We start from the raw sequence: 23,668 nt of genomic DNA on the forward strand, positions 1-23,668 counted from the left end.
GGCCATGAGCAACCTGATCCTTCGGAACGTTCGTCCCTTTGGGGCCGAGGCGACCGATATCCTGATCCGCGACGGCAGGATCGTCGAACTGGGCGCCATCGCCGATCATCCGGGCATCCCGGCCGAGGACGGCAAGGGCGCGATCCTGTGGCCCGGCCTGATCGATGCCCATACCCACCTGGACAAGACCACATGGGGCATGGACTGGCACGTGAACAATCGCGCCGCCATCCTGCGCGGGCGGATCGATTTCGAACGCGAACAGCGGTTGGAACTGGGCCTTGACCCGCATCGTCAATCGATGCGCCATGCCATCGGGCTTGCCGCGCATGGCGCAAGCCATATCCGCAGCCATGTCGATATCGACACGACCCACGGTCTGCGCCTGGTCGAGGGCGTGCAGCAGACCCGCGAAAAGCTGAAGGGCATCATCGACATCGAGATCGTGGCCTTCCCGCAATCCGGGCTGATGGTCATGCCGGGGACGCTGGAACTGCTTGATACCGCGCTGGCCAATGGTTGCGAGGTTCTGGGCGGCATCGATCCCTGCGGCATAGACCGCGACCCCAAGGGTCAGCTTGACGCGCTGTTCAAGCTGGCGGTCAAGCACGGCGTGCCGATCGACATCCACCTGCACGAGGTCGGAGAGCTTGGCGCCTTTACCATGGAGCTGATCTTCGAACGGGTCCGCGCGAACGGGATGCAGGGCAAGTTCGTCATCAGCCATGCCTTTGCGCTTGGCATGAACGACTATCTGCGTGTCGGCAAGCTGATCGATGAGATCGCGGAACTGGATATCGGCATCGCCACGACCGGCGCGCCCTCGGCCAGTGTGCCCTCGGTCAAGCGCCTGCGCGAGGCGGGGGTCCGTGTCGGGGCGGGCTGCGACGGCATCCGCGACACCTGGGGTCCGTGGGGGCTGCCAGACATGATGGACCGCGCGCGGATCATCGGCATGAAGAACGGCGTCCGCTCGGATATCGATCTGCGCGCGATACTGGAGATCGTCAGCCAGGGCGGCGCCGACATCATGGCGTTGAAGGACTATGGACTTGCGCCCGGCTGCCACGCCGATTTCGTGCTGCTGCAGGGCCAGACCATCGGTCACGCGGTGGTCCAGCCCGCGACGCCCCCGCTTGTCGTCAAGGGCGGCAAGGTCATCGCCCGTGAGGGCATCTGCATCGTGGACATGCCATGACGACCAGCCTTTCCGCCAAACAGGCGCTGGACGACCTGACGCTTGGCGCTCGTCCCGATGGCCGCACGCTGCTGACCGCCGACTGGGTTCTGGCCCATGAAGGACAGGGCCACGTGCTGCTGCGTAAGGGCCAGGTGGTGATCGAAGGTGGCGCTGTCGTCTTCACCGGCCACGACTTTCCCGGAGAGGTTGCGCGCCGCATCGATTTTGGGCCTGCGCTGATCTCTCCCGGCCTGATCGACCTTGACGCGCTGTCGGATCTGGACACCACGATCCTTGGCATCGACCATTTCCCGCCATGGAAAAAGGGCCGCGTCTGGCCGCTGTCCTATGTCGAGCGCGGCCCCTACGAGATGTATACGCCCGAGGAACTGGCGTTTCAGAAGCGCTTTGCCTTTGGCCAGTTGCTTCTGAACGGCATTACCACCGCTGCGCCGATCGCCTCGCTGTTCTATCGCGAATGGGGCGAGACGGTTGCCGAGTTCGATGCCGCAGCGGATGCGGCGGGCGATCTGGGACTGCGCGTCTTCCTGTCCCCGGCCTATCGTTCGGGCGGGATGGTGCTGCACGGGCCGGGCGACATGCGCGCCCATTTCGACGAGGCCCGGGGCCTTCAGGGGCTTGAGGATGCGGCAACCTATATCGGGCGACAGGCGGGCCGTTTCGACGGGCTGGTGCAGGGGCTTCTGGCCCCCGACCGGGTCGAGACCTCGACCCTTGGCCTGCTGCAGGCAAGCGTCACGAAAGCCGAAGAGCTTGGCGTCAAGGTGCGCCTGCACATGGCCCAGGGCTCGATGGAAGTGAACACCGTCCGTGCGCTTCACGGCGATACCGCGCCGGTTTGGCTTGCGCGCAACGGCCTGTTGAGCGATCGCCTGATCGCGCCCCACGCGACGAATGCCACAGACGAGGATCTGGCGCTTTACGCCCGCCACGGCGTCTCGATCGTTCATTGCCCGCTGGTGTCCGGCCGGGGCGGCAGCAGCCTTGACTCGTTCTCGAAGCTGAAGGGTATGGGTGTCAACATCGCCATGGGGACGGATACCACGCCGCCCGACATGCTGATGAACCTGCTGGTCGGGCTTGTCACCTGCCGCATGAATGACGGCACCGCCGACAAGGTGTCTTGCCGCGACTTCTTCGATGCCGCCACGCTTGGCGGGGCGGTCGCGTTGGGTCGCGACGATCTGGGTCGCCTTGCGCCCGGATCCCGTGCCGATATCGCGGTCTTTGGTCTTGATGACGCGTTCATGGCCCCGTCCATCGACCCGATCACCACGCTGGTGACGGGCGGCTCGGGCAAGGTCACGCGCGCCGTCTTCGTCGATGGCCGGCTTTCGATGCGCTTTGGCGAGGTCGCAGGGATCGACATGGCCCAAGCGCGCGAACAGGCGCAGGCGCAATTCGATCGCCTGATCGCGCAATACCCCGCCCGGACCTGGGACCATCCCCCGGTCGAGGAAATCTTCCCCCCCAGCTACCCCGCCCGGGAGGCACCGCATGGATGATGCCCGACAGACCTGCCTTGAGGTCAAGAACCTGGTTGTCGAGTTTCCGAACCGTCACGGAACGCTGCGCGCGCTGAACGACATCTCGCTGGAGATCCGCCCCGGTGAAATCCTGGGCATGGTCGGAGAGTCGGGCGCGGGCAAGTCCATGACCGGCCTTGCCATCCAGGGCCTGCTGGAGCGTCCGGGCCACATCGCATCGGGCGAGGTCTGGCTGGCCGGGCGCAGGATCGACAACCTGACCGACCGCGACATGGAAAAGGTCCGCGGCCGCGAAATCGGCGCGATCTTCCAGGACCCCCTGACCTCGCTGAACCCGCTGTTCACCGTGGGCAACCAGCTCACCGAGACCATCCGCCAGCACATGCCCGAGATGAGCCGCTCAGCCGCACGCGAAAGGGCCATCGGATTGCTGAAAGAGGTTGGCATCCCCGGCCCGGCGGAACGTGTCGACCACTATCCCCACCAGTTTTCGGGCGGGATGCGACAAAGGGTCGTGATCGCGCTGGCGCTGGCGGCAAAGCCGCGCCTGATCATCGCGGACGAGCCCACGACCGCGCTGGATGTCTCGATCCAGGCACAGATCACCGGCCTTCTGCGCCGGCTTTGCAAGGAACATGGCACGGCCGTCATGCTTGTGACCCATGACATGGGCGTCATTGCCGAAACCGCCGACCGCGTCGCGGTCATGTATGCCGGTCGCCTGATCGAGATCGGCTCGGTCGAGACGGTGCTTCGCAATCCGTCCCATCCCTATACCAAGGGGCTGATGGCCTCGATCCCGGCACTGGGGGCGCGGGTCGCGCATCTGCACCAGATCGACGGCGCAATGCCGCGGCTGAACGCCATTCCCCCCGGCTGCGCCTTCAACCCGCGTTGCATCACCGCCGGGCCGCGCTGTCGCCGCGACCAGCCGGCGCTGGTTCCGACCGGGGCAGGGGCCGCTGCCTGCTGGCTTCACGATGGAGGTGTCGCATGACCGCCGACCCAAGCGCCGCGCTGGAGGTAAACCGTCTCGACCGGTCCTTCGACGTTTCGCCGCCCTTTCTCAACCGCCTGATCTATCGCCAGAAACGCAAAAGCCTGCACGCGGTCAACGATGTGACGTTCAGCGTTCCGCGCGGCGGCTGCCTTAGCCTTGTCGGGGAATCCGGTTGCGGCAAGTCGACGGTGGCGCGGCTGGTGACCGGGATCTATCCCCCCTCGTCGGGCGAGATCCGCTTTGCACCCGGCAAGTCCGGCGCGCCGCTTTCGGCGCAGATGATCTTTCAGGACCCCTATGCCTCGCTAAACCCGCGCTGGCGGGTCAAGAATATCATCGCCGAGCCGCTGCGCGAACTGAAGCTGCGCGAGACCCCTGCCGAGGTCGAATCCCGCGTCGCCGAGCTTCTGGAGATCGTCGGCCTGAACGCGGCCGATGGCGACAAATTCCCGCATGAATTCTCGGGCGGTCAGCGCCAGCGCATCTCGATCGCGCGCGCCCTGGCGTCCGAGCCGGAGTTCCTGGTCTGCGACGAGCCGACTTCGGCACTGGACGTGTCGGTTCAGGCGCAGATCCTGAACCTGATGCGACGCCTGCAGGACGAACTGGGCCTGACCTATCTGTTCATCAGCCATGACCTTTCGGTCGTGCGCCACATGTCCGACCGGATTGCGGTCATGTATCTGGGCCGCATTGTCGAGGAAGCGGATACCGAAACGCTGTTCGCCGACCCTAAGCACCCCTATACGCGCCTGCTTTTGCAGACGATCCCGAATATCGAGCATCCTCAGCGCGACCGCGAGGTGACGGCGGGCGAGGTTCCAAGCCCGCTGGCGCCGCCGCCGGGATGCGCCTTCCACACCCGGTGCCAGCTTGCAACCGAACGTTGTAAGTCCGACCGCCCCGAACTGCTTGCCAAGGCCGACGGCGCCCGCGTCGCCTGCCATTTCGCCTGAAATCCCACCGGGGGCCCGGCCCCCGGGGAACCACCCGGCACGCGCCGGCAACAAGTCCGACCCCAGCAGGAGAGAACATGTCCATCGTCACGAAACTTGCCGCCGCGCTTGCGCTGTCGGTCAGCGCCATCGCCGCGCATGCCGAAACCGTCAAATGGGCTTCGCGCGCGGATATCTATTCGCTTGACCCGAACTCGATCCCCTCGACCTCGAACCTCGCATTCCTGAACCACATCTATGAAGGGCTGGTCCGCTACGACAAGCAGTTCAAGCTTGAGCCGGCGCTGGCAACCTCGTGGGAGCTGGTCGATGGCAAGTTCTGGCGCTTCAAGCTGCGCGAAGGCGTCAAGTTCCATGACGGTGCGGATTTCACCGCCGATGACGTGGTGGCCTCGTTCAAGCGCGCGGCCGATCCGTCCTCGCCGCTCAAGGGCAACATGCCGCTGTTCAAGGATGTCCGGAAGATCGACGACATGACGGTCGAAATCGACGTCACCTCGCCATCATCGCTGTTCCTGAACGACATCACCAACATCTTCATCTTCGATGCCGGTTGGCTCAAGGCCAACAACACCGAGCAGCCGACCCGCTATGACGAGGGGATCGAAGGCTACGCCACCACCCACACCAACGGCACCGGTCCCTTCAAGCTGGAAAGCCGCAAGCCCGACGCGATGACCGTTCTGCTGGTCAATGACGGCTGGTGGGACGAGAAGAAGCACAATATCGACCGGCTCGAGTATATCCCGATCTCGTCGGCTGCGACGCGCATCGCGGCGCTGTTGTCGGGCGAGGTCGACGTGATCGACAGCGCCCCGATCCAGGATCTTGAGCGCCTGAAGGCCGATCCGAACATCAAGGTCACGGCCCTGACCGAACTTCGCACCGTCTTCGTCGCGTTCAACCGCCGCGAAAAGCTGCCGAGCGGCGCCGAGAACCCCTTCAACGACCTGAAGGTTCGCCAGGCCTTCGAACTGGCGATCGACCGCGACCTGATCAACAAGCGCATCATGCGCGGTCTTGCGCGCCCCTCGGGTTCGCTGATCGCCCCGGATATCGCGGGCTATTCTGCCGAGCTGGACACCTATCAGCCCGCAGACCCGGAAAAGGCCAAGGCCTTGCTGAAGGAAGCAGGCAAGGAAGGGCTGGCCTTCAACTATACCTGCATGAACGACGAGAGCATCAACGAGGAAGACTGGTGCCAGGGCGTCGCCAACATGCTGAGCCGGGCCGGCTTTGCGCCGACCATCGACATGGCTCCGCGCGCGGTCCAGTCGCCCAAGCGTTCGAAAGGTGATACCGAGGTCTTCAACCTGAGCTGGGCGAACGAACCGACGCTTGATGCCTTCTCGATCCTGTCGCAGGTCCTGTCCACCAAGGAAGGCACCTATGGCGTCTCGAACTATGGCGGCTGGTCGGTTCCGGCGCTGGACGATCTGGTCAAGCAGGCGGCGCAGGCCACCGACCCTGACGAACGGCTGAAGCTGGAAGCCGCCGCGCTGAAAGTCGCCAAGGACGAGGTTCTCGCGATTCCGCTGCACCAGCAGCCCATCGCCTGGGCGACCAGCTCGAAGATCGAAAGCATGGACCTGCGCGCCGACAACAAGGCACGCCACTGGTTCACCGTGGTCGGCAAGTAATCGACACAACGCGCCGTCCCCTGTGGGGCGGCGCATCCCTGACGGACGGGACGGATATGCCTGACGGACTAGATGCACTTCCACTGGGCGAGCGCCCCAGGGGTCGGACACTTCTGACTGCGGATTGGCTGCTTGCCCATCACGACGGCGGCCATGTCTTTCACAAGCGCGGAGAGCTGGTGATCGAGGGGCGCGATATCCTTTATGCGGGATCGCGATTTCCGGGAGAGGTCGATCGACGCATCGATTTCGGCGTGGCCCTTGTCAGCCCCGGGCTGATCGACCTGGACGCGCTGTCGGACCTGGATACCTATTCGCTGGTCCTGGACAACCAGCCCGGCTGGCAGCGGGGCCGGATCTGGCCGGACACCTATGCGGCGCGCGGGCCATACGAGATGTATTCGCCCGAGGAACTCGCCTTCCAGAAGAAGTTTTCCTTTGCCACGCTTCTGCTGAACGGGATCACGACGGCGCTGCCCATCGCGTCCCTGTATTACCGGGAATGGGCTGAGACGGTTGCCGAGTTCGATGCCGCCGCCGACGCGGCCGCCCAACTGGGCCTGCGGGTCTTTCTTGGCCCGGCCTATCGGTCGGGGGGAACGGTGGTCGACGATGTTGGCCAGTTTCACATGCGCTTCGACGAGGCGCGGGGATTTGCTGGGCTGGCAGGGGCGGCCGATTTCATCCGCCGCCGCGCGGGCGATGCAGGGGGCCTGATCAACGGCCTTCTGGCCCCCGACCGGGTCGAGACAAATACCGCCGCGCTGATGCGCGCCACGATGGATCTGGCCGGAGAGCTGGACGTGCCGGTCCGCCTGCACATGGCGCAGGGCAAGCTGGAAACCGACACCATGGCGCGCTTGCACGGCCGCACCGCGGCTGAGTGGCTGGTGGGACTGGGTGCCTTCAATCGCCGACTGATTGCGCCCCACGGCACTCATGCCACGGAGACCGATCTTGACCTTTACGCCACCCATGGGGTGACGCTGGCCCATTCGCCGCTGGTTTCGGCGCGGATGGGGTCGGTGCTGAAATCCTTTGCCTCGATCCGCGCGCGCGGCGTGAATATCGGCATGGCGACGGATACCGCGCCGCCCGACATGTGGATGAACATGCTGTCGGGCCTGATCGCGTGCCGCATCGCCGAAGGGCGGCCGGATGCCGCCTTTTCGGCCCAGTTCTTCGAGGCCGCGACGCTTGGCGGTGCGCGCGCGCTGAACCGGCCCGACCTTGGACGGCTTCAGGCCGGAGCCAAGGCCGATATTGCGGTCTTCCGGCTGGACGATCCGCATATGGTGCCGACCGTCGATCCGATCACCACGCTTGTCCTTGGAGGCAATGGCAAGGTGACCGAGGCGGTCTTCGTCGATGGTCGCCTGTCGATGCGCCGGGGTCAGGTTACCGGGATGGACATGGCCGCCGCCCGCGCACAGGCACAGGCCCAGTTCGAAGGGCTGGTCGCAAAATACCCGGATCGCAGCTGGAAGCACCCGCCGGTGGACCAGCTTTTCCGGCCCGCCTTTCCGATTCTCTGATCCGACAACCGCTGCAGGAGGCCCGATGCCCGCCACGATTTTCCTTAATGCCACGGTCATCACCATGGACCCCGCCCGCCGGATCATCGAGGATGGTGCGGTACGCGTGGTCGATGACCGCATCGCTGCCGTGGGCGCCAGCGCCGAGATGCGTCCCGAACCCGGCGACCGGGTGATCGATTGCCGGGGCAAGCTGGTGATCCCCGGCCTGATCGACGCGCATGGCCATGCCGGACATTGCCTGATCCGGGGCATCGCGGCCGATACCAGCCCGTTGTGGATGAAGATCGTCACCCCGACCTATTGGCATCACACCACGCGCGAGTTCTGGCAGGCAGAAGGCATGGTTTCGGGGCTGGAGCGGTTGCGTGCGGGCGTCACCACCGGCGTCAGCATCATCTCGTCCATGCCGCGCAGCGACGACCCGGAATTCGCGGTGGGGCATGCGCGCGCCTATGACCAGCTTGGTCTGCGCGAGATCATCTGCACCGGCCCGGCTGGCCTGCCCTGGCCCCGCGACGTCACGCGCTGGGAAACGGGGACGCCGGTTCGGCGCAGCATTACCTTTGCCGAGATGATGGAGGGGGCCGAGGCCGCGATCCAGACGCTGGACGGCAGCGGCAACGGGCGGATCAAGGTCTATCTGACGCCATTCACCATCGTGCCCTCCATCGATCCGTCGAACATCTCGACCCCGGACCAGGCCGTGCGGCTGACCCAGGATGACCGCGACCATGCCCGCGCGGTGCGCGAGCTTGCCCGGAAATACGGGATCCGCCTGCATTCCGACGCCTTTGCGGGCCATATCCGGCTGGCTTTCCAGGACAAGGAAAACGCCCTGCTGGGGCCTGACATTCACCTGCAACATTGCTGGGGGATCTCTCCGGCGGAAATCGACATCCTTGCCCAGACCGGCACCTCGGTCACGCACGCGCCCCCGGGCCGCAATACGCCGGTGATCGAGATGATGGCGCGGGGCATCAACGTGGCGGTCACCACGGACGGAACCGCACCGAACCGCTTCTTCGATCTTTTGCAGACCGCGCGGCTGTTCCAGTCGGTTCAGCATGTTCTGCGCGGCCACGACCGCTATTACTTCCCGCCGGGCAAGGTGCTGGAAATGATCACCATCGACGCCGCCCGCGCGCTGGGAATGGAGGATCAGATCGGCTCGCTGGAGGCGGGAAAGAAGGCCGATCTTGCCGTGATCGACATGCGCGCGCCCCACATGACGCCCGACTGGCAACCGGTCCATCGCCTGATCGCGCAGGGCGTCGGTTCGGATGTCGAGACGGTGATGGTCGATGGCCGGATCATCATGCAGGATCGCAGGATCACGCAGGTGGACGAAATAGAAGCCTTTGCCGAAGGGAACCGCGAAGCCCGTGCGCTGGTCACTCGCGCGGGGCTGGAACGCCACCTGCATGAGCCGGGCTGGGGTCAGCTTTACCGCACCTTCGAAGAGCCGGTCAGCCTGCCCGAGCTTCAGTAAAGCAAGCCGGATCGAAGGGGGGCAGCGAGGCGGCCCCCCGTTCCGCGATCAGGCCAGCCCGACCAGATGCAGCGCGACCCCCAGCGCGGCGGCCGAGCAAAGCACGGTCATCATGCCCGGTTTCAGCCGGAACACCACAAACAGCGTCAGCGCCGACAGTGCCGCGGCGGTCCAGTCGATCGAGTGCAGGACCGGCAATTCGACCGACAGCGGGCCACGCTCCAGTTTTGCCACCTCTGACCAGACGACATGAAAGGCGAACCAGACCGCAAGGTTCAGGATCACGCCCACCACCGCCGCCGTGACCGTCGACAAGGCGCCGGCCAGCGCGGGATTGGCGCGCAACCGCTCCATGAAGGGGGCGCCCAGAAAGATCCAGGCGAAGCAGGGGGCAAAGGTGACCCAGGTCGCCAGAAGCCCGCCAAGGGTGCCCGCGGCCAGCGGCAGGGCCCATCCGGCATCGCGGAATGCTCCCATGAAGCCCACGAACTGCAGCACCATGATCAGGGGACCGGGCGTCGTTTCGGCCATGCCGAGACCGTCCAGCATCTCGCCCGGGCGAAGCCAGCCATAGGTGCCGACCGCTTCTTGCGCGACCCAGGCGAGAACTGCGTAGGCTCCGCCGAAAGACAGCATGGCCAGCTTCGAGAAATAGCCTGCGATCTCTTGGAAGACCGATCCGGGGGCCAGTTGCCATAGCAGGATGACGGGCACCAGCCACAATGCGATGGCCCAGAACCCGGCGCGGATCGCACCCCTTTGATCCGCGGCGGAAAAGTCGGTCTCCTCGCCAAGCAGGGTTTCGGCGTCGTGGACATGCGCACCTGCGCCAGATCCGTGGCCGCCAGCGCCCCTGAAAGCCGCAAGACCGGCCTTGGCCCCGGCCCAACCGATCAGTGCCGCGCCCGCAACGATCAGCGGAAACGGCATGTCGAACAGAAAGATCAGTAGGAAGGACAGGCCCGCGACAAGCCGCATCATCCCGTTCCGCAGGGCGCGGCTGCCGACGCGCACCACGGCTTGCAGGACGATTGCCAGCACCGCGGCCTTCAACCCGAAGAACAGGCCCGAGACGAGGCCAACCTCGCCCCAGATCGCATAGATCCAGCTGAGCGCCATGATGCTGACGATGCCCGGCAGGACGAATAGCCCGCCCGCGATGACCGCGCCCCTGACCCCGTGCATCAGCCAGCCGATATAGGTGGCCAGTTGCTGCGCCTCGGGGCCGGGAAGCAACATGCAGAAGTTGAGGGCGTGCAGAAAGCGGTTGTCGCCCAGCCACTTGCGCTCTTCGACCAGGGTGCGGTGCATGATCGCGATCTGCCCGGCAGGCCCGCCAAAGGACAGGGCGGCGATGCGCGCCCAGACTTTGGTGGCCTGCCACAGCGATGGAAAGCCAGGATCCCTGCTCATCTGGCCGGGCCCGCGTGATTTTCCCAGTTGTGCCGTTCTCCGGTGGCGTCGCGGCACCAGCGATAGAAGGCGTCGTAAAGTCCCATCCCCGCCTCAAGCTGGGCAAGATCGTCACTGTGCATCCGGGACAGTCCCAGCGAAGCGGCCAGCAGCCCCGCGCATTCTGGTGCCAGGTCCAGCCGGTCGGTATCCGCCCCGCGCACGATCATGGCCAGCCGATCAAGCGCGGGAATCCGCAGGCCGAATTCCCGGATCATGGTGTCGAAGGTGCATTCCTCGCCCCGGTGGCTCCAGAACACGTCTTCGATGTCATAGGGCATGGCACCCACCAGATCAGCGACCGATGAGACCTCGGATGGCAGCACATACAGGAAAACCGCGCGCGGATCGACAAAGCGGCGGATCAGCCAGGGGCAGGCGATGCGGTCGATCTTGGGGCGCGAGCGCGTGACCCACACGCTGCGGCCCGACGCGTCCAGCCGGGTGATCGGGGCGGGGTTGCAGGTGGGCAGCCCGGCCTGGACCCAGGCGGCATGGCCGCCTTCCAGGTATTCGGCGCGCAGCCCTTGGTGTCTCAAAAGGGCGGCAAGGCCCTGACTGCGGCCATGTCCGGCGTCGCAGGCCACGACCACAGGACCGGAAAGGTCGGGGGACAGGGTTCGGATATCGGCGACGGACAGCGACTTCTCGGGCAAGGGCCGGGCCGATGCGATCAGCCGGGGATCGCTGGCGCGGGAGGCCGCGGGTCGGATATCCAGAATCGTGGGCGCGCGTGGCGTCCCCACAAGCTTTGCAAGCTGGTCGCAGGCGATGGCGTCTGGCGCAGGCATCTGCGTTCCCTCCTCGGGTTCGGGGTGAACAGGATCGGAACGCGATCTTCGGCTGCCGCCTCGTGGGGAGATCGCTTTTCCCCATAGGTGAATCAGGACCAGTTTGCGTCCGCCTGTCAAGACGGCAGCGGTCGGGCCAACGCGCTGGCCGCCTCGCGACTTATGGCGACGCGGGCGGCCAGCGGCGGCCGGGCTTCGGGGTCAGACAGGACTGGCCCTGCAAAGCCGGAATTGTCTTGATCGCGCGGCATTCAGCTGACGGCGTCGCGGACCCGTGTCCAAGTGTTCACCATGTGCCGGGATGCGATTTCGCCCAGTTGCGCGCCGTCGCGCGCCCGCAGGGCCAAGGCCATTTCCTCGTGTTCGGCCACGGCGTCGGCCCAGAAATCCGGGCCGCGATTGCCGACGAAGCGGATGCGCTTCAGCCGTGCGTGAAGATTTCCGTGGATTTCCACCAGAACCGGGTTCCCGGACAGGCCGACGATACCGCGGTGAAACTCCTGATTGAGCTTGAAATAGGGCATCCGCTCGCGCTTTTCATAATACACCAGCATCTCGTCATGCATCGCCAACAGGCTGGCGATCTGGTCTTCGGTGGCGCGTTTGCAGGCCAGTTCGGCGGCCAGCCGCTCCAGTTGCGCCAGCACCTCCAGCATCGAGAACACCTCGTCCGGCGTCAGCTTGCGCACGACGCTGCCGCGGGTCGGGCGGATTTCGACCAGCCCCTCGGCGGCAAGCGTGCGCAGCGCCTCGCGGAAGGGGGTGCGGGATACGCCAAGCTGTTCGATTAGGGCGGATTCGTCGATCCGCGAGCCGGGTGTCAGCGCCCCCTCGACGATCAGGTCACGTATCCGCGCCACGACCTGATCGTGCAGCGTGGCCTTGTCGACGCGCAGCGCGCCCATCGTTTGGTTCAGCAGATCCATGTCGCACTCCAAAGGCAGTTCCGATCCTAGCGCAAATTTGAAGTGGACGCGATACGAAATATTGTATACAGAATTTTTTATTGGGGATGAGGAAGAGGAATCGTCGACATGCGGATTGCACTGGCACTGGGGGATGCAGGCGGCGTTGGCCCCGAGCTGGCGGCCAAGCTGATGGCCGATCCAGAGCTGCGCGACCACGAAGTGATCGTCATCGGCGCCGAGAATGTCCTGCGCATGGGCGTCGAACATGCCGGGGTCGAACTGGACGTGAAGGTGATCGGCCAGGATGAGCTGGGCCAGACGCTGCCCGCGCGGCATGTGCTGGTCGACCTGGCGAACTGCGCGTCGGACGAAATCACGCTTGGCCAGTCGAACCCGGCCGCGGGCGAGGCATCGCTGCAGAACTTCGCCGCCGCCCTGCGGTTGGGAAAGGCCGGTCTGGTCGATGCGGTGATGTTCACCCCGTTCAACAAACACTCGATGCGCCTGGCGCGTCCGGCCTATGTCGACGAGATCGGCTTCATCGATGCGGTTCTGGGCGCCGAACGCAGCGGCCGCGAATTCAACGTGCTTGATGAGGTCTGGAACGCGCGCGTCACGTCGCATGTCCCGCTGCGCGCGGTTGCGGACCGTCTCAGCGTCGAACGGATCGTGTCCAGTATCCGCCTGACCTCGGAAGTCATGGCTGCCGCAGGCAAGCCCGGTGCCCGTATGGGTGTCGCGGCGCTGAACCCCCATGCGGGCGACGGTCGCAATTTCGGTGACGAGGACGAGGACATCATCGCCCCCGCGGTCGAGATGGCGGCGGCAGAAGGGTTCGACGTCAAGGGGCCGATCCCGTCGGATACGGTGTTCGTCCGCGCGATCCGCGGCGAATTCGACGCCGTGGTGACCATGTATCACGACCAGGGCCAGATCGCGATCAAGCTGTTGGGCTTCGATCGGGGCGTGACCCTGATCGCCGGCTATGACTTCCCGATCGTCACCCCGGCGCATGGCACGGCCTATGACATCGCTGGCAAGGGCAAGGCGGATCTGGGCGCGACCCGCGCCGCTGCCCGCTTGGGCGTCAGCCTGGCCAGCTTGAATCCCCGCAGCAACGGTCACGCCGCGCTTGCTGCTGACTGGGCAACGGCCTTGGTCGGGGAATAAGGCGGCCGGGCCTGCATCAAGGCCCGGCTGACAGATCGCGTGGAGGGCGCGGTCCAATTCAGTGGAGGAGAGAACGATGATTAAAAAGGCAATTGGCGCGTCTGTCGCGTCGCTGATGCTGCTGTCCGTCCCGGCCTGGGCCGAATGGAACCCGGACCGTCCCGTGGAGTTCGTGGTGGCGTCCGGCGCCGGCGGCGGTTCGGACAACTTTGCCCGCACCATTCAGTCGGTACTGACCCGCAACAAGCTGATCGACAAGCCGATCGTCGTGCTGAACAAGGGCGGCGGATCGGGGGCCGAGGCCTTCCTTTACGGCAAGCAGAACAAGGCCGATCCCAGCAAGCTGATCTTCGCGACCAACAACGCCTATCTGCTGCCCCATGTGGCCAAACTGGCCTATTCGGTCAGCGATCTGCAACCGGTGGCGGCGCTGGCGATGGATGAGTTCATCGTCTGGGTCAAGGCGGACGCACCCTACAAGACCATCACCGACCTGACCGATGCGGCCAAGGCCGAACCGGGGAAGATCGTCTTCGGGGGCAGCCAGTCCAAGGATGTGGACGAAACTCTTGTCGCGCTGATCGAGGATGCCGCGGGCGTCGACTTCAAATATGTCCCCTTCAATGGCGGCGGCGAGGCCAGCGTCCAGCTGGCAGGCGGTCACATCACTGCGAATACCAACAACCCGAACGAGAATATCGGCCAATGGCAGGCGGGTGCCATCCGCCCGCTTTGCGTCGTTTCAGCCCAACGCATGGCAAAAAGCGAACCGATCCAGGGCGAGATGGGCTGGCAGGACATCCCGACCTGCAAGGAACAGGGCCTGAACATCGACAGCTACCAGATGCCGCGTACGGTCTGGATGCCTGCCGAGACCCCACCCGAGGCCGTCGCGTTCTATCAACAGGCGCTGAAGGCGGTCTTCGACTCTCCGGAATGGCAGGATTACCTGACCAAGACCTCTCAGACCGGCACCTTCCTGACCGGGGATGACCTGAAGACCTTCGTCAACGACAGCGAGACCAAGACCGTCGCGGTCTTCAAGGAGCAGGGCTGGTCCACCGAGTAAGGCGGACCCGAGGGCTCGCGGCCGGTCGGTCGCGAGCCCTTTTCGGATCGACGGAGACAGGGGGGAAGCAATGACCGTCAGACGTTTTCATGCCGAGGCAGTGACCGCCATCGGAACCGGCGCACTGGGCGTGGCCGGAGTGGTCGGCGCGATGCAACTGGGCCACGGCTGGTCGGAATCCGGCCCGGAATCCGGGTATTTCCCGTTCTATGTCGGCGTGATCCTGATCCTTGCAAGCCTGTGGAACCTTGGCGCCGCCTTTGTCGCGCACAGGGCCGCGCTTGTCCGCGAAGGACAGGGCGAGATCGAGGAACCCTTCCTTGACGGCGAACGGCTGGGGCGGCTGGCCCGCTTTGGTGGCACCATGATCGCCTTTGTGATCCTGACGCTGGTGATGGGGATCTATGTCGGCGCGGCGGCCTATATCGCCTGGAGCGCGTGGCGGACCGGAGGCTATCGCCCTTGGGTCGCGCTGGCATTCGGGTTGGGCTTCTCGCTTGCGCTTTACGTGATCTTCGAGATCGCCTTCCTCGTCCCACTGCTGAAGGGCCCGATCGAGCCACTTCTGGGCATCTACTGAGAAAGCTCGCGCAATGGAAAATCTTGACCTTCTGATGCACGGCTTCGGCGTCGCCATCACGCCCCTGCATCTTCTGCTGATGGTGGCGGGCGTGCTGCTGGGCCTTGTGGTCGGCGTCCTGCCCGGACTGGGCGCGCCGAACGGGGTGTCGCTGCTGATCCCGCTGACGTTTTCGCTGGATCCGACGGCCGCGATCATCCTACTGTCCTCGATGTATTGGGGCGCGCTGTTCGGCGGCTCGACCACCTCGATCCTGTTCAACATCCCCGGAGAGCCAAGCTCGGTCGCGACGACCTTTGACGGCTATCCGATGGCCCGTTCGGGCCAGTCGACGCGGGCACTGACGCTGGCCTTCATGTCGGCGGGCATCGGCGCGCTGATCGGCGTCATCGTCATCACGTTGCTGGCGGGCTGGGCTTCGCGCTTCGCGCTGCGCTTTGGCGCCCCGGAATATTTCGCGGTCTATTTCCTGGCTTTCGCGGCCTTCATCGGGATGGGCAGCGCCTCTGCGACCAAGACGGTGGTGTCGCTGACGGCGGGCCTACTGCTGGCTTCGGTCGGCATGGACAATGTCACCGGCGAGGTTCGCCTGACCTTCGGCTTCTCTGACCTTCTGGGGGGCATCAGCTTCCTTGTGGTGGTCATCGGCCTGTTCGGGATCGGCGAGCTTCTGGCCACCGTGCAGGAGGGGTTGCATTTCCGCGGCGTTTCGTCCCGCATCGACCTGCGCGACATGCTTCGCACCATCGCCGAACTGCCGCGCTACTGGGCGACGACGGTCCGCTCGGGACTGGTCGGGATCTGGATGGGCATTACGCCGGGGGGACCCACTGCCGCCTCGTTCATGAGCTATGGCATCGCCCGCCAGGCCTCGCGCAAGGGCGCGGCCTTCGGGACGGGCCGCCCCGAGGGCATCGTCGCCCCCGAAACCGCAGACCACAGCGCGGGCACCTGCGCCATGCTGCCGATGCTGGCGCTTGGCGTGCCGTCCTCGGCCACTGCGGCGGTGATGATGGGCGGTCTGATGATCTGGGGCCTGACCCCCGGACCGATGCTGTTCGCCACCAAGCCCGACTTCGTCTGGGGCCTGATCGCCAGCATGTATGTCTCGAACATCGTTGGGGTCATTCTGGTCCTGCTGACCGTGCCGATGTTCGCGGCGCTGCTGCGCGTGCCGTTTTCGATCATCGGGCCGATGATCGTCGCGATCTGCTTTGTCGGCGGCTACACGGTGTCCAGCGCGACATTTGACCTGTGGGTGGTTCTCGTCTTCGGACTGGTCGGATACTTGCTGACACGACTGGATTATCCGTTGGCGCCGCTGGTCCTTGCGATGGTGCTGGGTCACAAGGCCGAGAACGCTTTCTTCCAGTCGATGGTGCTGTCGGACGGTTCGCTGTCGGTGTTCTTCGAAACCGCGCTGTGCAGTGCAATCATGGCGATCGGGCTGGCTTTGCTGGTCGTGCCGAAGTTGCTGCAACTGGTCGCGCGCCTGCGCCATCGCGGCGCGGTCGGGCAGGAAAGCCACTAGCCCCGTCCTTAGGCAACTTTCATGCCGGTGTCCGCAAGGATGCCGGCATTGTGCTGTCACGATGCGCGGCTATTCCGAAGCGCGTGCGGGTCCATAAGCTGGCGCTATGATCCCTTGTCCTGCGCCCCGACGCCGCTAGTCCTGTCGGGAGATGGAGGATTGGGATGACCCAAGACGACGCCCCCCGACTTGCATTCATCGGCTTTGGCGAGGCGGCTGAGGCATTTGCCACCGGTTGGGGCGCGGAGGCTGCCCGGCGGGTGCGGGCCTATGACCTGAAATCCGAAGATCCCGCCTTGGCAGAGTTGCCCCGGGCGCGGGCCGCGCGCTGCGGCGTGCTGCTTTCCCCCGACCGGGCGTCGGCGCTGAAGGGCGCACAGGCGGTCTTTTGCCTTGTCACCGCCGATCGCGCGGTCGAGGCGGCCGCGCAATCGGCGGCGTATCTTGCGCCCGGCGCCTTCTGGCTGGATGGGAACAGCTGTTCGCCGGGGGCAAAGCGAAAGGCGGCAGAGATCGTCGAAGGGGTGGGGGCCCGCTATGTCGATGTCGCGATCATGGCGCCGGTTCATCCGCGTCTGCACCTTACGCCGCTGCTGATCGCCGGTCCCCATGTGAACTCGGCCAGGCTGCCGCTCTCAGGGTTGGGGATGCAGGCCGAGATCGCGGGACCGGCGGTCGGCGATGCGTCCTCGATCAAGATGATCCGCTCGGTCATGGTCAAGGGTATGGAGGCACTGACCGCGGAATGCCTGCTGGCCGCACGCCGCGCGGGGGTCGAGGAACAGGTTCTGGCCTCGCTCAAGGCATCCAATCCTGCCATCGAATGGTCTCGGCAGGCGGCTTATAATCTTGAGCGGATGTTGGTCCATGGCCGCCGTCGCGCCGCCGAGATGCGCGAAGTGGCGGTGACGCTGGCCGAGCTTGGCCTGCCAAATGGCCTTGCCAGCGCCACGACCGATTGGCAGCAGCGTATCGGAGAGCTTGACCTGCCCCCGGGGCGGGATGAACTTCTGCATCGCGCGGACATGATCCTGGACGCGCTTGCCCGTGGCGGACCCCTCAGCCCTTCGTCGTAGAAGCGGCTATTCGGCTTGGCGAATTCGCCATCTCGGGCCAGCGTCGGGCCAGGGAGAAGGAAAATGTCGCATCTGGAACATGTTGACGCGCAGGCTGTCGCGCGTCTGGCCGAAGGCGTCGCCAATGGTCTGATCGGTCATGAACGGCTTGCCGAACGGCTGGTGATCGCATTGCTGGTGGGCGGGCACGTCCTGCTGGAGGGCCCCCCCGGCATCGCCAAGACCCGTGCCGTCAAGCGCCTTGCCGCCAGCCTGTCGGGCAGCCACGCGCGCATTCAGTCGACGCCGGACCTGCTGCCCTCGGATCTGACCGGGACGCAGGTCTTCCGCGCCGAAAGCGGTGGTTTCGACTTCGTGCCGGGGCCGATCTTCCATTCGCTGGTGCTGGTCGACGAAATCAACCGGGCGCCGCCCAAGGTGCAGTCGGCTCTGCTGGAGGCGATGGCCGAGAACCAGGTGACCACCGGCGGCACCACCCGGGCACTGCCCGACCCCTTCATGGTCGTCGCGACCCAGAACCCGATCGAGCATGAGGGTACCTTCCCCCTGCCCGAAGCGCAAATGGACCGGTTCCTGCTGCATCTCAGCCTGGACCTGCCGGATGCCGAGGCCGAGCGTGGCATCCTTGACCTTGTCGAGGCCGAGACGCTGGCTCCGCCGCCCGCAGTGGCCGGCCTGATCTCCGAGGCGCAGATCCATGCCGCCAAGCACCAGGTCGCCGCCGTGCACCTGGCCCCGGCGTTGAAGGATTTCATCGTCCGGCTGGTCATGGCGACGCGTCAGGGCGGCGCGGTGCATGAATGGGTCGAGCATCCCGTGTCGCCCCGCGGCACGCTGGCGCTTGCCGCGGCGGCCCGGGCGCGGGCATGGATGGCCGGGCGCGACTATGGCATCCCCGAGGATGTCGAGGAACTGGCCGAGGATGCGCTGGCCCATCGCCTGATCCCAAGTTGGCAAGCACAGGGCGAAGGGCGGACCGGGCGCAGCCTGATCGCGCAGGCCCTGCGCGAGGTGCGCCCGTGGTGACAATTCCGGCAGCGCTGGATCATCCCGGCCTGCGCCTGACCATGGCCGAGTTGATGACCCTGCGTCCACCTGACCGCATGCAGCGCCAGCGCCCCGCCAGCCGCCGCGCGGGGGCGATCCCTGCCCGCGTCGCCGGGCAGGGAATGGACCTGCGCGAGATCCGGGCCTTTGCCGATGGCGACGATCTGCGCCGGATCGACCCCGCCGCGACCGCCCGGACCGGCCAGCTTCATGTCCGCAGCTTTCACGAGGACCGCGACGACAGCACCCTGCTGGTCGCCGATTTCCGCCATCCCATGCTTTGGGGCACGGGGACAGCGCTGCGTTCGGTCCGCGCGGCACGGCATCTTGCCATGCTGGGCTGGCGCGCGGTCGGGCGTGGCGGCTCGGTCGGGTTACTGGTCGTGGGCGACGACGCGCCGCTGGTCGTGAACCCCGCTGCCGGTGTCTCGCAGATGCAGGAGATCGCGTCCGCCCTTGCGCGGGGGCATGATGCGGCGCTGACGCGTCGGGCGGGGGCGGTGACGCTTGTCCCGGCGCTGGCGCGCGCCATGCGCATGGTCCCCCCCGGCGGGCGTGTCCACCTGGCGACCGGGCCAGAGGGGTTGGCCGACGCCGATGCTGCCTTGACGCGCCTGGCGCAGGGACGCCGGTTCGAGGTGCATGTGATCCTTGACCCGGCAGAGGCTGCCCCCCCGGCCGCGACGCTGGCGGTCAGCGACGGTGCGCATAGCAGGCATGGTCGGCTGTCGCCCTTTGATCCACAGCCCTTGCTGGCCCATCTGCGCCGGCTTGGTGCGCATCCCGATCTGGTGGGTGCCGATGACGGGCGATGAACTGATGGCCCAGCTTGCGCCTTCGCGCCTGCCGCCGACGATGCAGGGGGCGGGTTGGCCGGAATTTCTGGCGCTGTTCGGGCTGGGCCTGCTGGCGGGCGTGCTGCTGGCGGCGGCCCTGTCGCCGCTGCTGCGCCGCCGCGTTTCGCGCGCCGAGCGCATCCGCGGGACCCGCGACCTGCCGCCGCAAGAGCGGCTTCTGGCGATTGCGCGCATCCTTGGACGCTTGCCCGAAGCCCTGCGCCCCGCCGCTTATGGCGCCGCGCCGCCACCGCCCCCGCCCGAGATCGAGCGGATTACAAGGCGCGCGCGCTGATGGGATTTGCCTTTCCGCTTGCCTTTCTTCTGCTGCCCCTGCCGTTTCTTGTACGGCTTTTGCCCGCGGCTGCTGCGCGGGGCGGGCTGATCGTGCCCCCGCAGGTCTTTGGCGGGCTGGTTGCCAATGCACGGCGGGGTGGTTGGTGGCTGTCGGCGCTGGCCTGGGTGCTGCTGATCGTGGCGCTGGCCGGGCCGCAGATGGACAGGCAATCGTCGCTGCTGCCCGCGTCTGGACGGGACATCGTGCTGGCTCTGGACCTGTCCGGCAGCATGGAGAAACAGGATTTTGCCTTGGATGGGCAGCCGATCTCGCGCCTCAACGCGGTGAAGCGGGTGGCTTCGGCCTTTGTCGCGGCGCGCAAGGGCGACCGGATCGGGCTGGTGGTCTTCGGCGACCGAGCCTATTTCGCACAGCCCGTGACCTTTGACGTCGCCGCCGTGGCGCGCGCCATCGACGAGGTGCAGATCGGCATCTCCGGGAGGGCGACCGCGATTTCGGATGGGTTGGGACTGGCCATGCGGCGGCTCGCGGTCAGCGACGCACCGACCCGGGTCGTGGTCTTGCTGTCGGACGGGGTCGATACGTCAGGTAAGGTCGGTTCCGTCGACGCGGCCCGGCTGGCTGCCGAACACGGCATCCGCGTCCATACCATTGCGCTTGGCCCCGACGACCTGGAGACACAGCCGAAGTCCCGCGATGCCGTTGACGCAAAGACCTTGCGCGACGTGGCCGAGGCCTCTGGGGGAACCACGTTCCGCGTGCGCGGCATGGCCGATCTTGAGGCGATGGCCGCCACGCTGGACGAGCTGGAGCCAAACCCCGGCGAACGCCCGCCGCTTCGCTTCTGGCAATCGCTATGGGCATGGCCGGGGGCGCTTGCGCTGGTCCTGCTGCTGCTGGCGGGATGGAGGCGCGGATGATCCTGCTGCGTCCCTGGTGGCTGCTTGCCGTTCCTCTGCTGGGTTTGGCGGCCTGGGTGATGTGGCGGCGTGGCCCGGATGCCGGGGGCTGGCAGTCGGTCCTGTCGCCGCAGATGCTGGCCGGCCTGGCGGCCTTGGGTCAGGTCCGCGCCGCGCCCGGCTGGCTGAGACTGCTGCCCTTTCTGGGCGCGGCGGCGCTGGCGGTCGGCCTGTCCGGTCCAGCGCTGCCACGCGGCGATGCGCCGGTCTTTGCGCAAAGCGATGCGGTGGTCATCGCGCTGGACATGTCTGGATCGGTCACGCGCGGGGGGCTTGCGGATGCGCAGGCGGGCGCTGCCCAGATCATGGCCAGCCTGCCCGGTCGTCCCGTGGGGCTGATCCTTTACGCGGGCGAGGCCTATGGCGCCAGTGCCCCCACCGCCGATCCACGGGTGCTGGAAAGCCTGCTTTCGGTCCTTGATGCGGAAACGATGCCCGACAAAAGCAGCAGCCCCTCGGCAGCACTGGCCTTGGCGGGCAAGATGCTGGCGGGTCTTGCCCATGCCGATCTGGTCGTCATTTCGGACGGGGGCGGCATCGACACCGCCGCCGAGGCCGAGGCACAGCGCCTGCGTGAAGCCGGGGTCCGGGTCCAGGCGCTCAGCGTCACGGGCAATCCCGTCGCCGATGCCACCGCGCTCGCGCACATCGCCGAACGGGTGGTGCCCGCGACCCAGCCGGGACCGGTTGTCGCGGCCCTGTCCCGTTCGACCATCGAACGCGATCCGGCCATGGTGGCGCTGCAATATCGGGATCTGGGTCCCCTGTTTGCCCTGTTGGCGCTGATCCCTCTGCTCTGGCAATTCCGGAGGCAGGCATGAGGTATCTGCTGGTCCTTGCCGTGCTGGCGCTGGCCATCTCGGGGCCTCAGGCGCTGGGGCGGGTCGCGTTGTGGGCGGGGGTGCCGGCGCTCGCCTCTCATCTCTTGCCAGACCCGTCCGAGCGGGGCGTGGCACTGTTTCGCACGGGCGACTATGCCGGGGCCGACGCCGCCTTCGCCGAGGCGGGGCGCACCCAGACCTATAATCGCGGCCTCAGCCTGGCCGGGACCGGGCAGTATTCCCTGTCGCGGGCCTATTTCGATGCCGTGCTGTTTGCCAACCCCGCCGATGCCGAGGCGCGTGCCAACCGCGAACTGGTCAACGCCATGATCCCGCCCGAGCAGGGGGACAGCATCGTGCCGGGGCGGATTGCCGCAGCCGGGGGGCTGGGACCAGCGGATACGACCCAGAATGCGACTTCGGGCGTCCTGATGATCCACTGGAAGCGCGATGTCGAGGCGCGGGGGCTGTCCGCCAGCGACGAATGGCTTGAGACGCTGTCCGATGACCCGGGCGAATTCCTGCGCCTTCGGCTGCGCGCGGAATATGAACGGCGCGCCGCCCTTGGCCTGATCCGCCCGGCCGAGGGGGAGCCATGGTGATCCGGTTGCTGATCCTGCTTCTGCTGCTGGCCGCTCCTGCGCGGGCCGAGGACAGCCTGCGCCTCGTCCTGCCCGAGGGGCGGCCCGTTGTGGGAGAGATGATCCGCCTGACCGTTCGCGGCGAATATGACGGCTTCATCGCGCTGGAGGACATGACCTTTCCCGACTCGGCCGCCTATGACTGGATGCAGCTTCTGCCCGACGATTGGCGGGATGAGCGCGTGAACGGCGTCCAGCGCCGCGTGTTCGAACGCCAGATCGCCATTTTCCCGCGCAAGCCGGGCAATCTGGTGATCGGGCCAGTCTCGCATCACCTGACCAAGGCCGAGGGCGCGACGCGGCGCGAAATGGTGGTCGAGGCGCCGCCGGTCACGATCGCGATCGGCCCCTATCCCGCGCCGGGATTGCCGCTGGTGGCGCGCAACCTGAAGGTCACGGATGAGCTGTCGGATGACCCTGCACATATCCGCGACGACCAGACCATTCATCGTCGCATCACCATCACCGCCGAAAACACCATGGCGCACCTGCTGCCCCCGCGCCCCGACCTGCGCGAGAAATGGCTGATCAGTTTCACTTCGCCCGAAAAGCGCGAGACGCGGCTGACCGAAAAGGGACCGCTGGCCTTCGTGGAATGGGAATGGAGCCTGCGACCGATCACCGGTGAACAGGGAACGCTGCCTCCGATCCGGTTTTCGTGGTTCGACCTTGCCAAGCGCGAGATGCGGGGCTCCATCACGCAGCCGGTCATCTTTGGTTATGGCCAGCTTGGCGCGAATATTGGGGGCAGCACGGGCCCGGTATCGCGCTGGTCGCTGATTGGCGTGGTCGCAGCAGGGGCGGCGCTGGCGCTAGGGCTGGCGCTGCGCGGACAAGGATTGCGGGTACCGGACTGGCGCCGCTGGTTGCCGAACCCGCATTCCGGCGCGCTGCGCAAAGCCGCCGCGGAAGGTGATCTGCTGGAGTTGCGCCGCGTGGCGCTGGAATATGCCGGGCATGAAAAGCGATTTGGGCGCGCTGTCGATCCCGCGCCGCTGCGACGGCTTGATGCGTCGATCTTCGCGGCTGAAGGCAACGATCTTGATCGCGCGGTTTTCGTGCGCGAGCTGAGCGGGCGTTAGCGTTCCCTCTCGGGTTCGCCCGACCCGGTCGCGGCCGCGCCGAGGCGCCGTATGTGAGTTGGTCGGAAGTTCGTACCGAGGTTCCCGCGCTGACGG

General features: G+C 66.2%; 22 protein-coding genes. 19 read left to right on the forward strand and 3 right to left on the reverse strand.

Annotated features, from left to right (window positions below):
* Positions 1 to 4 precede the first annotated feature (4 nt).
* The 7 genes from ACO2Q4_RS06530 (at position 5) to ACO2Q4_RS06560 (ending at position 9,311) form a co-directional block, all read left to right on the forward strand.
* Positions 5 to 1,198, forward strand: a complete 1,194-nt coding sequence (locus ACO2Q4_RS06530; protein WP_311757877.1) for an amidohydrolase family protein — start codon at positions 5 to 7, stop codon at positions 1,196 to 1,198.
* A complete protein-coding gene (locus ACO2Q4_RS06535; protein ID WP_423318169.1) occupies positions 1,195 to 2,706 on the forward strand; it encodes an amidohydrolase family protein in 1,512 nt (503 codons plus the stop codon). The genes ACO2Q4_RS06530 and ACO2Q4_RS06535 overlap by 4 nt, the downstream gene beginning before the upstream one ends.
* Positions 2,699 to 3,685 carry an ABC transporter ATP-binding protein gene (locus ACO2Q4_RS06540; RefSeq protein ID WP_423318170.1) on the forward strand — a complete coding sequence of 329 codons (987 nt, stop codon included), beginning with the start codon at positions 2,699 to 2,701 and terminating at the stop codon, positions 3,683 to 3,685. Before ACO2Q4_RS06535 ends, ACO2Q4_RS06540 begins: the two co-directional genes overlap by 8 nt.
* The gene (locus tag ACO2Q4_RS06545) at positions 3,682 to 4,644 is read left to right on the forward strand and encodes an ABC transporter ATP-binding protein (protein ID WP_311757880.1); all 963 of its coding nucleotides are present in this window, start codon (positions 3,682 to 3,684) and stop codon (positions 4,642 to 4,644) included. The genes ACO2Q4_RS06540 and ACO2Q4_RS06545 overlap by 4 nt, the downstream gene beginning before the upstream one ends.
* 77 nt (positions 4,645 to 4,721) lie before the next feature.
* Positions 4,722 to 6,284 (forward strand): ABC transporter substrate-binding protein, encoded by a 1,563-nt coding sequence (locus ACO2Q4_RS06550; protein WP_311757881.1) that lies wholly within the window; start codon positions 4,722 to 4,724, stop codon positions 6,282 to 6,284.
* A 56-nt stretch (positions 6,285 to 6,340) separates the two neighbouring features.
* Entirely contained in the window at positions 6,341 to 7,819 is a 1,479-nt protein-coding gene (locus ACO2Q4_RS06555) for a chlorohydrolase family protein (protein ID WP_423318172.1), read from the forward strand.
* A gap of 25 nt (positions 7,820 to 7,844) precedes the next feature.
* On the forward strand, positions 7,845 to 9,311 hold the full coding sequence (locus ACO2Q4_RS06560) for an amidohydrolase family protein (RefSeq protein ID WP_423318174.1): 1,467 nt from the start codon (positions 7,845 to 7,847) through the stop codon (positions 9,309 to 9,311).
* A 48-nt stretch (positions 9,312 to 9,359) separates the two neighbouring features.
* Here ACO2Q4_RS06560 and chrA read toward each other — a convergent pair whose 3' ends face one another.
* The 3 genes from chrA to ACO2Q4_RS06575 all read right to left on the reverse strand — a co-directional run bounded on the left by chrA (position 9,360) and on the right by ACO2Q4_RS06575 (position 12,480).
* Positions 9,360 to 10,724 (reverse strand): chromate efflux transporter, encoded by a 1,365-nt coding sequence (gene chrA, locus ACO2Q4_RS06565; protein ID WP_423318176.1) that lies wholly within the window; start codon positions 10,722 to 10,724, stop codon positions 9,360 to 9,362.
* Positions 10,721 to 11,554: a chromate resistance protein ChrB domain-containing protein gene (locus tag ACO2Q4_RS06570; RefSeq protein WP_423318178.1), complete on the reverse strand. Its 834-nt coding sequence runs from the start codon at positions 11,552 to 11,554 to the stop codon at positions 10,721 to 10,723. Before ACO2Q4_RS06570 ends, chrA begins: the two co-directional genes overlap by 4 nt.
* Before the next feature lie 251 nt (positions 11,555 to 11,805).
* On the reverse strand, positions 11,806 to 12,480 hold the full coding sequence (locus ACO2Q4_RS06575) for a GntR family transcriptional regulator (RefSeq protein WP_311757886.1): 675 nt from the start codon (positions 12,478 to 12,480) through the stop codon (positions 11,806 to 11,808).
* Positions 12,481 to 12,588: 108 nt separating this feature from the next.
* Between ACO2Q4_RS06575 and ACO2Q4_RS06580 the strand changes: the two genes are divergently transcribed.
* The 12 genes from ACO2Q4_RS06580 (at position 12,589) to ACO2Q4_RS06635 (ending at position 23,572) form a co-directional block, all read left to right on the forward strand.
* Positions 12,589 to 13,632 (forward strand): 4-hydroxythreonine-4-phosphate dehydrogenase PdxA, encoded by a 1,044-nt coding sequence (locus tag ACO2Q4_RS06580; RefSeq protein WP_423318181.1) that lies wholly within the window; start codon positions 12,589 to 12,591, stop codon positions 13,630 to 13,632.
* A 76-nt stretch (positions 13,633 to 13,708) separates the two neighbouring features.
* Positions 13,709 to 14,701 (forward strand): Bug family tripartite tricarboxylate transporter substrate binding protein, encoded by a 993-nt coding sequence (locus ACO2Q4_RS06585; protein WP_423318183.1) that lies wholly within the window; start codon positions 13,709 to 13,711, stop codon positions 14,699 to 14,701.
* 70 nt (positions 14,702 to 14,771) lie between these two features.
* Positions 14,772 to 15,281, forward strand: a complete 510-nt coding sequence (locus ACO2Q4_RS06590; protein ID WP_423318185.1) for a tripartite tricarboxylate transporter TctB family protein — start codon at positions 14,772 to 14,774, stop codon at positions 15,279 to 15,281.
* Between the two features lie 13 nt (positions 15,282 to 15,294).
* Positions 15,295 to 16,812, forward strand: coding sequence for a tripartite tricarboxylate transporter permease (locus tag ACO2Q4_RS06595; protein ID WP_311757890.1), 1,518 nt, complete (start codon positions 15,295 to 15,297; stop codon positions 16,810 to 16,812).
* 164 nt (positions 16,813 to 16,976) lie between these two features.
* Entirely contained in the window at positions 16,977 to 17,888 is a 912-nt protein-coding gene (locus tag ACO2Q4_RS06600) for a DUF1932 domain-containing protein (RefSeq protein WP_423318187.1), read from the forward strand.
* 63 nt (positions 17,889 to 17,951) lie between these two features.
* Positions 17,952 to 18,914, forward strand: a complete 963-nt coding sequence (locus ACO2Q4_RS06605) for an AAA family ATPase (RefSeq protein ID WP_395134725.1) — start codon at positions 17,952 to 17,954, stop codon at positions 18,912 to 18,914.
* Entirely contained in the window at positions 18,911 to 19,750 is an 840-nt protein-coding gene (locus tag ACO2Q4_RS06610; protein WP_423318189.1) for a DUF58 domain-containing protein, read from the forward strand. The genes ACO2Q4_RS06605 and ACO2Q4_RS06610 overlap by 4 nt, the downstream gene beginning before the upstream one ends.
* Positions 19,737 to 20,066: a hypothetical protein gene (locus tag ACO2Q4_RS06615; RefSeq protein WP_423318191.1), complete on the forward strand. Its 330-nt coding sequence runs from the start codon at positions 19,737 to 19,739 to the stop codon at positions 20,064 to 20,066. Before ACO2Q4_RS06610 ends, ACO2Q4_RS06615 begins: the two co-directional genes overlap by 14 nt.
* Positions 20,066 to 20,989 carry a VWA domain-containing protein gene (locus tag ACO2Q4_RS06620; protein ID WP_423318193.1) on the forward strand — a complete coding sequence of 308 codons (924 nt, stop codon included), beginning with the start codon at positions 20,066 to 20,068 and terminating at the stop codon, positions 20,987 to 20,989. The genes ACO2Q4_RS06615 and ACO2Q4_RS06620 overlap by 1 nt, the downstream gene beginning before the upstream one ends.
* Entirely contained in the window at positions 20,986 to 21,849 is an 864-nt protein-coding gene (locus ACO2Q4_RS06625) for a vWA domain-containing protein (RefSeq protein ID WP_423318195.1), read from the forward strand. Before ACO2Q4_RS06620 ends, ACO2Q4_RS06625 begins: the two co-directional genes overlap by 4 nt.
* Complete coding sequence (locus tag ACO2Q4_RS06630; RefSeq protein ID WP_423318197.1) at positions 21,846 to 22,451, forward strand: hypothetical protein; 606 nt, start codon at positions 21,846 to 21,848, stop codon at positions 22,449 to 22,451. The genes ACO2Q4_RS06625 and ACO2Q4_RS06630 overlap by 4 nt, the downstream gene beginning before the upstream one ends.
* Positions 22,445 to 23,572 carry a hypothetical protein gene (locus tag ACO2Q4_RS06635; protein ID WP_423318199.1) on the forward strand — a complete coding sequence of 376 codons (1,128 nt, stop codon included), beginning with the start codon at positions 22,445 to 22,447 and terminating at the stop codon, positions 23,570 to 23,572. Before ACO2Q4_RS06630 ends, ACO2Q4_RS06635 begins: the two co-directional genes overlap by 7 nt.
* Positions 23,573 to 23,668: the final 96 nt, after the last annotated feature.

Origin of the sequence: Paracoccus sp. KR1-242 (genome assembly GCF_049446195.1) — a bacterium.
Lineage (GTDB): Bacteria > Pseudomonadota > Alphaproteobacteria > Rhodobacterales > Rhodobacteraceae > Paracoccus > Paracoccus broussonetiae.